Origin of the sequence: Vibrio sp. ZF 223, from assembly GCF_003050585.1 — a bacterium.
Lineage (GTDB): Bacteria > Pseudomonadota > Gammaproteobacteria > Enterobacterales > Vibrionaceae > Vibrio > Vibrio crassostreae.
This window is the reverse complement of sequence record NZ_PIGB01000007.1, coordinates 141338-152152: the sequence shown is the minus strand read 5'-3', so window position 1 is coordinate 152152 and position 10815 is coordinate 141338. Positions and strand designations below refer to the sequence as shown.

General features: G+C 44.5%; 10 protein-coding genes. 8 read left to right on the top strand and 2 right to left on the bottom strand.

All coding sequences use genetic code 11. The features are described 5' to 3' along the window. Positions 1 to 4: 4 nt before the first annotated feature. On the bottom strand, positions 5 to 574 hold the full coding sequence (locus CWO13_RS14860; RefSeq protein ID WP_108083128.1) for a PilZ domain-containing protein: 570 nt from the start codon (positions 572 to 574) through the stop codon (positions 5 to 7). 227 nt (positions 575 to 801) lie between these two features. On the opposite strand from CWO13_RS14860, the gene lolC reads away from it, so the two are divergent. The 3 genes from lolC to lolE are packed head-to-tail and all read left to right on the top strand — an operon-like array spanning position 802 to position 3940. Then, entirely contained in the window at positions 802 to 2010 is a 1209-nt protein-coding gene (gene lolC / locus CWO13_RS14855) for a lipoprotein-releasing ABC transporter permease subunit LolC (RefSeq protein ID WP_102478377.1), read from the top strand. Continuing rightward, entirely contained in the window at positions 2003 to 2695 is a 693-nt protein-coding gene (gene lolD / locus CWO13_RS14850) for a lipoprotein-releasing ABC transporter ATP-binding protein LolD (RefSeq protein ID WP_108083127.1), read from the top strand. Before lolC ends, lolD begins: the two co-directional genes overlap by 8 nt. Beyond that, positions 2696 to 3940 carry a lipoprotein-releasing ABC transporter permease subunit LolE gene (gene lolE / locus CWO13_RS14845; RefSeq protein ID WP_048658287.1) on the top strand — a complete coding sequence of 415 codons (1245 nt, stop codon included), beginning with the start codon at positions 2696 to 2698 and terminating at the stop codon, positions 3938 to 3940. It begins immediately after the preceding gene. A 191-nt stretch (positions 3941 to 4131) separates the two neighbouring features. On the opposite strand, the gene CWO13_RS14840 is transcribed toward lolE, so the two are convergent. Further along, a complete protein-coding gene (locus CWO13_RS14840; protein ID WP_048658288.1) occupies positions 4132 to 4644 on the bottom strand; it encodes a DUF2062 domain-containing protein in 513 nt (170 codons plus the stop codon). Between the two features lie 17 nt (positions 4645 to 4661). Between CWO13_RS14840 and CWO13_RS14835 the strand changes: the two genes are divergently transcribed. Genes CWO13_RS14835 through kdsB form a run of 5 tightly spaced genes read left to right on the top strand, consistent with a single transcriptional unit; the run spans position 4662 to position 10700 of the window. Further along, positions 4662 to 6992 (top strand): DNA internalization-related competence protein ComEC/Rec2, encoded by a 2331-nt coding sequence (locus CWO13_RS14835; protein WP_108083126.1) that lies wholly within the window; start codon positions 4662 to 4664, stop codon positions 6990 to 6992. Between the two features lie 31 nt (positions 6993 to 7023). Then, positions 7024 to 8772, top strand: a complete 1749-nt coding sequence (gene msbA, locus CWO13_RS14830) for a lipid A ABC transporter ATP-binding protein/permease MsbA (RefSeq protein ID WP_052879862.1) — start codon at positions 7024 to 7026, stop codon at positions 8770 to 8772. Positions 8773 to 8786: 14 nt separating this feature from the next. After that, a complete protein-coding gene (gene lpxK / locus CWO13_RS14825; protein ID WP_108083125.1) occupies positions 8787 to 9794 on the top strand; it encodes a tetraacyldisaccharide 4'-kinase in 1008 nt (335 codons plus the stop codon). Continuing rightward, positions 9775 to 9954 (top strand): Trm112 family protein, encoded by a 180-nt coding sequence (locus CWO13_RS14820; protein ID WP_004736429.1) that lies wholly within the window; start codon positions 9775 to 9777, stop codon positions 9952 to 9954. The genes lpxK and CWO13_RS14820 overlap by 20 nt, the downstream gene beginning before the upstream one ends. Next, complete coding sequence (gene kdsB / locus CWO13_RS14815; protein ID WP_009847141.1) at positions 9954 to 10700, top strand: 3-deoxy-manno-octulosonate cytidylyltransferase; 747 nt, start codon at positions 9954 to 9956, stop codon at positions 10698 to 10700. The genes CWO13_RS14820 and kdsB overlap by 1 nt, the downstream gene beginning before the upstream one ends. Positions 10701 to 10815 lie beyond the last annotated feature (115 nt).

Below are 10815 nucleotides of genomic sequence, written 5' to 3'. Positions count from 1 at the left end.
TAATTTACTTGTTATCTCGGTCTAGAGAGCGTTGACGCAAGAGTTTCTGTTGTTGATGAAGTGCCGCTTTAATTAGCAGGTCTTGGTCGGTATCGCGAAGATGAGCGTATTTAAATTTGATTTCGAAACCTGAGTCTTTCGCTTCGCTAGCAAATACTTCTGCGTAGCAATAAATGGCTGCAGCTGGGTGCTCTAGGAAAAGTTTGGCTTTTACCAAGCGACCTGGTTCGATGTCTGCTTTTGAAAAGCAGGAAAACTGACTCGCACCAAATGAATAGGTGTGAGTACGAAATTTCTCATCATCTTGCTGCGACAACATAAAGCTCAACAAGAGGTTTAATTTTGAGTTTTGTGCATCCAATAAACTGATGACATTCTTCAAGTCGCTGTTTATCAGTTCAGCGCGAGCACTGTCAGCTAACAGATCCAATTGGCTAAATTCACTTGCCACCACAAATGGTGCTGGGATCTCAGATTCGAATTGAATTTGAGAGGGTAAAGTGAAGCCGCTGTCCATTGGTTCAATATTAGCGGTAAGGCTATGGTGAACGGTGAAAAACTCTTGTTCTGTCATGCGTTAGTTCCTTGAAGTGATCTATTGATTATCGCTATGTGGCCGCAGTAATCAAGGTCAGTTAATTGAAAGTCTCAAATAGTTGTTTGAAATTTGGCAATTTGACAAGGTTCTGTTTTTCAAGCCTAACTAATTGAGTTAATTCACTCTATATTTTCAATTAACCCCTACACAGTAACAGCAATACCCGTTACATTAACCCGCATCCCCTTTAGATGGTTCAAAGTATGTTTCATCCTATTTCGTTGTTTGTTGGCCTACGCTATTTGAAAGGCCGTTCAGGTGATCGCTTTAGCCGTTTTGTTTCTTATATGTCGACGGCAGGTATCACCATTGGTGTGCTGTCTTTGGTTACTGTTTTATCGGTAATGAATGGATTCGAAGCGCAGTTAAAAGACCGAATTCTTGGTGTTCTTCCTCAGGCCGTGGTTTATGAGCAAGGCGGCACCACCTCTCTTTCTGCTAAAGCGCCTAATTTTGCAGAGCAAATGTCTCTTAATGGTCACGTTGAGCCGATTGTTCGCAGTGAGGCAGTAATTCAGAGTCCGGCTCAGTTATCTGCAGGGCTGTTAATCGGCATTGAGCCTAATTCAGATGACCCTCTTCAGAACCACTTAATTGCAGGTCGATTGTCTTCACTTAAAGCGGGTCAGTATCAGCTATTTCTTGGTCATACCTTGGCGAGAAATTTGAAGGTATCTATGGGTGACAAAGTTCGCCTGATGGTGACCAGCGCTAGCCAATACACACCATTAGGTCGTATTCCAAGCCAACGAAATTTCACTGTTGCTGGTATTTTTAATACTGGCTCTGATATCGATGCTCAATTGATGGTGACAGATATTAAAGATGCTGGGCGTTTGATGCGCTACAAATCAGATACCATTTCAGGCTGGAGACTATTTTTTGAAGACCCGTTTGAAGTCGCAGAGTTATCGACTCAACCATTACCTGAAGGTTGGTTGTGGAGTGATTGGCGAGACCAACGTGGCGAGCTGTTTCAAGCGGTGCGCATGGAAAAGAATATGATGGGCTTGATGCTTGGTCTTATCATCGGTGTTGCTGCATTTAATATTATTTCCGCGCTTATTATGGTGGTGATGGAGAAGCAGTCTGAAGTCGCGATTCTTAAAACACAAGGCATGACCGATGGTCAAGTCATGGGAATTTTTATGGTTCAAGGTGCAAGTAGTGGCGTGATTGGGGCGCTCTCTGGTGGAGTATTGGGCGTTGCCCTAGCAATGAACCTTAATACTATTTTAGAGGCGATGGGGGTTGCTCTATTCTCATTTGGTGGCCAACTACCAATTTTAATTAACCCAATTCAAATCGCCGTTGTTGTGGTTCTGGCTATCGCACTTAGCTTGATTGCCACTGTATTCCCTTCTTATCGTGCATCGTCTGTGAAACCTGCTGAGGCCCTTCGTTATGAGTAATTTTCTTCAATGTAATGATATCCGTAAAACGTACCGTGAAGGCTCGTTAGATACAGAGGTGCTCAAGGGAGTCAGCTTTGAAATCGCAAAGGGTGAGCTAGTAGCAATCATCGGCACCTCTGGTTCGGGCAAAAGTACCTTACTACATATCTTAGGCGCGCTTGATGATGCCTCTGCAGGCAGTGTGAGTTTTCTTGGTCAGGACTTAGCATCTTTGAGTTCAAATAAGCAAGCGAAGCTTCGCAATCAACATCTCGGTTTTGTTTATCAATTCCACCACCTTCTTTCTGATTTTTCTGCACTAGAAAACGTAGCTATGCCGTTACTTATTGGCGGCGAGAAACCTGCGAAAGCAAAACAAGAAGCTCAACTGTTACTTGATAAAGTTGGGTTAAGCCACCGTGTTGATCACCGACCTTCAGAACTTTCTGGTGGTGAAAGACAGCGTGTGGCAATTGCTCGTGCATTGGTAAACAAACCTGCTTTAGTTTTAGCTGATGAGCCGACTGGTAACCTTGACCACAATACCGCACTGTCAATTTACGACTTAATGCGTGAGCTCAACCGTGAATACGATACTGCTTTCTTGGTGGTAACCCACGATGGTGAACTTGCGGGCAAGATGGACCGTCAACTTCACATGCAAGATGGTTTGTTGGTTAACGTAGAAAAAGAGGTGAGCTAAGTGTTTTCTTCTTTATCTCTATTGATAGGCGGTCGGTTTAGCCGAGCGAAACAGCGAGACAAGATGGTGTCGTTCATCTCTTTGTCTTCGACAATCGGCATTGCGGTTGGTGTCGCCGTGATCATTATCGGCTTGTCGGCCATGAATGGTTTTGAGCGTGAGCTTGAATCACGCGTGCTTTCTGTTATTCCACACGGTGAGTTTGAGGGCGTGAACGAGCCAGTAACTCGTTGGGAACATGTGATCGAACAGTCCGAAAAAAACGACAAGGTTATGGCAGCTGCGCCTTATGTAAAAATTACAGCGCTTGCTGAAAAGGGCAAAGAGTTGAAAGCGATCGAAGTGCGCGGCGTTGACCCTAAGCGTGAGCAAGAAGTCTCGAGTTTGTCTAACTTCATCGATAAACAAGCTTGGAGTGAATTTAAGTCGGGGCAACAACAGATCATCTTGGGCTCAGGTGTAGCAGATGTGCTTGGCGCTAAAGTCGGTGATTATCTGACTTTGATGATTCCAACGGTGAATGGCTCTGTGAAGGTTCAGGCGCCAAAACGTGTTCGAGTGAAAGTGGTGGGTTTGCTGACGCTTAATGGTCAGATAGACCACAGCTTGGCTCTAATCCCTATTGGTGATGCTCAAGTCTACGCAAACTTAGGTGAAGCGGTGACTGGAGTCTCTTTAAAAGTGACCGATGTGCTGAACGCGAACTCTATTGTGCGCGAAGTGGGCAATCAGCTTGATGTGTACGTGTATCTACGAAGCTGGCAACAGAAGTTTGGCTTCTTGTATCGAGATATCCAATTGGTCCGCACCATCATGTACCTGGTGATGGTACTGGTTATTGGCGTCGCTTGTTTCAATATTGTCTCGACTTTAATGATGGCAGTGAAAGACAGAGCATCAGAGATCGCGATCTTAAGAACCATGGGTGCATCAGATGGTCTAGTAAAGCGCATCTTTGTTTGGCAGGGCGTATTCTCAGGTGTGTTAGGCAGTTTAGTGGGGAGTGCGATAGGTGTGTTGGTGGCACTTAACCTCACTACGCTTATTAAAGGGCTTGAAAAGCTTGTCGATCACCAGTTCTTGTCCGGTGACATTTACTTTGTCGACTTTTTGCCATCACAATTGGATATGACGGATGTTGTTGTTGTGTCCGGTACTGCGATTGTGTTGAGTTTGCTGGCGACTTGGTATCCAGCATCACGAGCGGCGAAGTTAAATCCGGCCTCGGTGCTTAGTTCTAAATAATTAGCAGTCAGTTCTCTAGTAGATACAAAAAAGGATCCCAATGGGATCCTTTTTATTGAATTCAATTCGTGTTCATTACGACTTTCGTTACATGCCAATCTTGCAGAGGTCAGCGGCTCATCTGATTTTAACTTGTGTGCATTTTAAGTGAAGCGCATACAAGGTTAGATTGAATGACAAGGAACGGTCGTTCAGTACCTTGCTTGTCGCTTCTTCCAACTTCTTACTACTGAGTAACGCCATAAACCGCGAATACCAAAGTAGCCAGTCATTGCTGAAACCACCCCACAAATCAGACAACCCAATAAGAACGGAGGCCCAATGGTGCTCATCTGCGCCAAGATGAAGTCCCAAGACAGCTCGAAGTGAAAGGCTTGCGGCGGAACATGCATAACAAACGCCCCGACTTTATAAGCAAAGTAGAAGAGAACGGGCATGGTGACCGGGTTACTGATCCAAACAAGTGCGACAGCCAGAGGCAGATTAACGCCACATGCGACGGCAAGGCCTGCAGACATAATCATTTGACTTGGTAGAGGGACAAACGCCATGAATAACCCAACAGCGAACGCGCCAGCCGCAGAGCGACGATTAAGGCACCATAAGTTTGGGTTGTACAAAACATTGCCAAAAACTTTCAATGCTTTCTGACGCTTGATTAACTCATGGTCAGGCATAAATCGTTTGATAAACTTTCTTGGCATAGGAGGAAGCTACTCTCTTGTTTAACACTTGGTTCTTGATTTCATTTGCTGCGACAGTTGTGTCTGCCAGCTTCTGGCCTGTGATGCCACATTGGGTTTGGGCACCATTGATGCTGTTGCTACTGCTAGCATCAACAAAGTATAGCGTTTTCCGGAGTGCAAGAGGTCCAGTAACAGCATTGATACTAGTTATCTGCCTAGGGAATGCGATTGAAATACAAACGAGTCGCTTATTCCAATCAGGGCAGAATACTACCATAAATGCTTCGGTTGTTAGCCTTTTTAGTGAAAATAGCCACGGTTTTGAAAGCGTAATAGTAGCCAGATCAATTAGCGGCGAAAAATTAATCTCTCCTCAATTGATAAAATTGCGTTTATTCACCCCTTTTAAGTTAACGCTTGGAGATGATGTCAATTTATCTGTGTCCATAAAGCCTGTATGGGGCAAACTCAATGAAGCAGGCTTTGATTTAGAAAAGTACTTGTTTAGTGCAGGCGTGGTTGCCAATGCAACTTACAGGGCCGATACCAAATATCGAATACACTCTAGCACCAACTTGCGAGCCCAATGGTTTGAAACCAGCCTTGAAAGGTTAAGTCGGCTGACAAACCAAGACCTCATTATGGCTTTAAGCTTTGGGTATCGGGAGCTCATTCATCCTCAGCGGTGGGATTTACTTAAAAGTAGTGGCTTAATTCATTTGATGGCTATCTCGGGACTCCATATCGGGATTGCCTTTGGTTTCGGTTATCAGTTAGGCAAGATATTCAGGTTACTTTCACCTTCATATCTTTGGCTTCCTACGATGTTCGGGCTCAGTTTGGCCTATTTCTATAGTTGGTTTGCTGGGTTCACGCTGCCAACTTTAAGAGCTTTAGTGATGTGCGTCATCGCCAGTTATTTTTTGTGGCGTGGGCAGAATATCAGTTTGCTTCGGTATGTCGCTTTAAGTCTGTGCGTGGTTCTGCTGATTTGGCCGTTTTCAGTCTTGTCGAGCAGTCTTTGGTTGTCCTTTGGTGCATTGGGCGCCGTTCTATATATCGCTTTAAATTGTCAGCCTTCATCTTCAGTCTCTACATTTTTCGACCGAGTATTGTTGCTCATTAAGATCCAACTGATGCTTACACTCCTGCTAACGCCGTTTTCCATGCTGTTTTTCAAAGGGGTCAGTTTAGTCTCTGTTTTCTACAATTTACTTCTTTTGCCTTGGGTATCGATGGTGACGATCCCGCTGTTGTTTCTGGCAATGTTTCTTAGCTTAATATCGGAGTCAGTGTCTAGTACGCTTGAACTCGGAGTGTTAGGTAATGGCTTTGTTAGCCAACTGTGGAAGTTGGTCGACTTGTCGCTTGAGCCTCTCGTATATAGCCTTCCTTTCTCTGAGCGATTTTGGATTCAAGTCGATAATCATACAATTGAGTTGTCTGTATTCCTTATTTTGTTTTTCGGCTTTGTTGGTCGATACTTCAGGCGAGCACTATCGATATTGCTAATTGCTCTGTTTGTGTTGTGGTGGGAATTCAGCAAACCCCAGCAAGAAAAGCTAACCATCGATATATTGGATGTTGGACACGGGTTGTCTTTACTGTTGGAAAAGAACAATCAGATTGTTGTTTATGATCTTGGCAATGCGTGGCCAGGAGGCTCGGTTGTTGAGTCATTGTTGATTCCTACTTTGAATCAGCGGGGGATTCATGAATTAGAAGGCGTGATTGTGAGTCATTTCGATTCTGACCATGCTGGTGGTTATCCAGCGTTGCTTGAAAACTACAACCCTAAGTGGATAAGAACCAGTCAGAATATTAATCAACAACCCCAATCTACCACTCCAGCTCTGCCTAATATTCAAGCATGTACTCTTGGTGAGGTTTGGAACTGGCAAGGTATTGTTTTTGAAGTGTTATGGCCTCCCAAGCAAGTGAAGAGGGCGTACAACCCACATTCGTGCGTGGTCAAGATATCAGACTCAAATACAGATTTCTCGATGTTGCTCACTGGCGATGTTGAACTAGTAAGTGAGTGGTTACTTGCCCGTGAAGGTGAACGGCTTAGGAGTAATGTCATGTTGGTTCCGCATCATGGCAGTGATTCGTCATCGATTAAGTCGTTTATTGAGGCCGTGTCACCTAAGCTGGCGATAGCTTCTCTAGCCAAAGGAAATCAGTGGGGAATGCCGAGTGCGTCTGTTGTTGAACGCTATCAGGAAGCGGGGAGTACTTGGCTAGATACTGGAGAAAGCGGACAAATAACCATCACTCTTAGCAAAGAAGGTTGGCAATATCATGCTATTAGAGAACAACAAGGCGGGCAGTGGTATAGGCAGATGCTTCGTAAGGGAGTAGAATAGATAGATTATTGTGAGAAAATTAAGCGATTCTATGTCAACACAAACAGATGAAACTACCTGGGTCACATTTAAAAGACTTTGGACTTATATTCGACTATATAAGGCCGGCCTAGGTGTTGCGGTAATTGCGCTTATTATAAATGCCGTTTCTGATACCTATATGATTTCCTTACTAAAGCCGTTACTTGATGAAGGCTTTGGTAATGCTGAATCTGACTTTTTACGTACACTTCCACTTATTATCTTTGCCATGATGTTCGTTCGTGGTGTCAGTGGTTTTGTTTCAACCTACTGTTTGAGCTGGGTCTCTGGCAATGTGGTTATGGAAATTCGTCGTAAAATATTCAGCCATTTCATGCACATGCCTGTGTCTTTCTTCGATAAAGAACAGACTGGTGCTCTGCTATCCCGAATTACTTACGATTCAGAGCAAGTGTCTGCAGCAACCAGTAAAGCGTTAGTCAGTATTGTTCGTGAAGGTGCAAGTATTATTGGCTTACTGACGCTGATGTTCTGGAACAGTTGGCAGTTGTCTTTGGTATTATTCGCTGTAGCACCTCTTGTGGCGTGGGCGATCAGTATCGTATCGAAGCGATTCAGAAAGATCTCTAAGAACATGCAAACCAGCATGGGTCATGTTGCTTCTTCAGCTGAACAAATGCTGAAAGGGCATAAAGTGGTTCTAACTTACGGTGGTCAAGATCTAGAAAAACACCGCTTTGATAAAGTTAGTAACCAAATGCGCCAACAAAGCATGAAGCTAATCACTGCTCAAGCGGCCGCTAACCCAATTATTCAAATGATCGCATCAGTTGCGATTGTTGTTGTTCTATTCCTCGCTAGTGTCGATTCTATTAAAGCCGAGCTCACTGCTGGTACGTTTACCGTTGTCTTCTCTGCAATGTTTGGTTTGTTGCGTCCACTAAAAGCGCTAACTAACGTAACATCTGAATTCCAACGCGGTATGGCAGCAAGTACGACGCTATTTGGTTTGATGGATCTAGATACAGAACAAAACAAAGGCACGTTGAAACCTGAAACTGTAACGGGTGAAGTGGCTGTTAAAGATGTGACGTTTACTTATGATGGTGCAGAGAAACCTGCTCTCGATAAGGTCAGCTTTAATATACCGAAAGGTAAGACAGTTGCGCTTGTTGGGCGGTCTGGTTCGGGTAAGAGTACCATTGCTAACCTGTTTACTCGCTTCTATGACGTCGACTCAGGTTCAATTGAACTTGATGGCCACGACATTCGTGATTATGAATTGAGAAATCTACGTGAGCACTTTGCTCTTGTTTCTCAAAATGTGCACCTGTTTAACGATACAGTCGCGAACAACATCGCTTATGCAGCAGAAGAGCAATATACTCGCGAACAGATTGAACACGCGGCTAAACTTGCTCATGCAAGCGAATTTATCGAGGGCATGGAAAATGGCATCGATACGGTTGTGGGTGAAAATGGTGCGAGCCTTTCTGGCGGTCAAAGACAGCGTATTGCGATTGCCCGAGCTCTATTGAGAGATGCACCTGTTTTGATTCTTGATGAGGCAACATCAGCACTGGATACAGAGTCAGAGAGAGCGATTCAATCCGCACTAGAAGAGCTGCAGAAAGACAAAACAGTATTAGTTATTGCACACCGACTTTCTACCATCGAGCAAGCCGATGAAATTCTAGTGGTTGATGATGGTCATATTGTAGAAAGGGGCGCACATGCTGAGCTAATCGCGCATGATGGCGCCTATGCACAATTACACCGAATTCAGTTCAGTGGATAAGATTAGGCCTTGTTGTGATCGAAAAGATTTGGTTTAACAACCACCCGTTGAAATACCTTCTCTGGCCGCTGTTGTGGCCACTGAGTCTGCTGTTCAAAATGATCAGCGGTCAACGTCGTGATGCTTATCTATCGGGGAAGAAAGAGACTTACCGTCCACCATTGCCAGTAATTGTTGTTGGTAATATTACCGCTGGTGGTAATGGTAAAACACCGGTCGTAATTTGGTTGGTTGAGATGCTCCAGGCCAATGGTTTTAAGCCTGGTGTCGTTTCTCGTGGCTACGGTGCAAAAGCACCAAGCTATCCGCTGGTTTTGGATGAGAATACGCCAGCAGAACACTCTGGTGATGAACCTCGTTTGATCCGAAAGCGAACAGGAGCTCCTGTTGCGGTCGACCCTGTGCGCGCGAATGCGGTGAAGGCTTTACTGAGCGAAGGGGTGAATGTCATCATCACTGACGACGGCCTTCAGCATTATGCACTTGAACGTGATGTTGAATTTGCGGTTATCGACGGTGCGAGACGCTTTGGTAGTGAGTGCCTAATTCCTTTAGGCCCATTAAGGGAGCCTATATCTCGTTTAGATGACGTAGACTTTTTGGTGAATAATGGCGGTAAAGCGCACGGGCGAGAGTTCTCGATGTCTTTGCTTCCAAGCCAAGCCGTTAACCTGAAGACAGGTCAGAAAAGGTCTGTGGCAGAATTACAGAAGCTGGTGGCTTTTGCAGGTATTGGCCATCCACCACGTTTTTTTAAAACATTAGACGATCTTGATGGTGATGTGGTTTTCACACAGGGCTTCGCCGACCATCAAGATTTTGATAAAGATGAACTTCATGCCTTAGCTAAGAAAGGCATGAATCTGATTATGACAGAAAAAGACGCTGTAAAATGCGAAGAATATGCTCAAGATAACTGGTGGTATCTTCCAGTTTCTGCGCAGTTTGATGAAGATTCGCAACAGCAAATTTTAAAAAGAATAAAAGAGGTTATGGAATACTATGGATCACCGTCTACTTGAGATCGTTGCTTGCCCTGTATGTAAAGGTAAACTAACTTTTGACAAGGATAAGCAAGAGCTTGTTTGTAAAATTGATCGCCTTGCTTACCCAATTAAAGAGGGTATTCCTGTTCTTTTAGAACCTGAAGCTCGCACCGTTTCAATGGATGAGGGTAAGTAATGTCTTATACGGTTGTTATACCTGCAAGATACCAATCGAGCCGTTTACCAGGTAAGCCTCTGGCTGACATTGGTGGCAAGCCGATGATTCAATGGGTATACGAACAGTCGATGAAGGCAGGTGCTGATAACGTTATTATCGCTACCGACGACGCTCGAGTTGAAAAAGCGGCTAAAGCATTTGGCGCGACCGTTTGTATGACATCACCGAATCATGAATCAGGCACTGAGCGTCTAGCTGAAGTGATTGAAGTTATGAAGATTCCAGATGATCATATTATCGTGAATGTTCAAGGTGATGAGCCACTTATCCCACCTGCGATCATTAATCAGGTTGCGAATAACCTTGCGAACAGTACAGCTCCGATGGCAACGTTAGGTGTGGAAATTACTCATGCTGATGAAGTGTTTAATCCTAACGCAGTTAAAGTTGTAACCGATAAAGACGGTTACGCGTTATATTTTAGCCGAGCAACCATCCCTTGGGATCGCGATGCTTATGCGAACAACGGTACTGCAGCGGAATCGCCTTTGCTTCGTCATATTGGTATCTATGCTTACCGAGCGGGTTTTATCAATACCTACATCAATTGGGAACCAAGTACCCTAGAACGAATTGAGTGCCTAGAGCAACTACGCGTGCTTTGGTACGGTGAAAAAATCCACGTAGATGTTGCGGCTGAAGCGCCTGCTGCTGGGGTTGACACACCTGAAGACCTAGAAGCGGTTCGAGCTATTATTGGCTAAGCTTCTTTGAGCTGATCATAAAACACAGTAGAGCCTTGCTTGTTGCGAGGCTTTTTTCTATCTATCGAAAAGTACGCTATCGATAAGCGCGTGGGTGTCTTATTGACTTACGCAA

Bases quoted from the DNA above. Each gene is read 5' to 3' on its own strand.
- msbA (WP_052879862.1), top strand. From the start codon at position 7,024: ATGTCAACACAAACAGATGAAACTACCTGGGTCACATTTAAAAGACTT.
- lolC (WP_102478377.1), top strand. From the start codon at position 802: ATGTTTCATCCTATTTCGTTGTTTGTTGGCCTACGCTATTTGAAAGGC.
- CWO13_RS14820 (WP_004736429.1), top strand. From the start codon at position 9,775: ATGGATCACCGTCTACTTGAGATCGTTGCTTGCCCTGTATGTAAAGGT.
- kdsB (WP_009847141.1), top strand. From the start codon at position 9,954: ATGTCTTATACGGTTGTTATACCTGCAAGATACCAATCGAGCCGTTTA.
- CWO13_RS14840 (WP_048658288.1), bottom strand. From the start codon at position 4,644: ATGCCAAGAAAGTTTATCAAACGATTTATGCCTGACCATGAGTTAATC.
- CWO13_RS14860 (WP_108083128.1), bottom strand. From the start codon at position 574: ATGACAGAACAAGAGTTTTTCACCGTTCACCATAGCCTTACCGCTAAT.
- lolD (WP_108083127.1), top strand. From the start codon at position 2,003: ATGAGTAATTTTCTTCAATGTAATGATATCCGTAAAACGTACCGTGAA.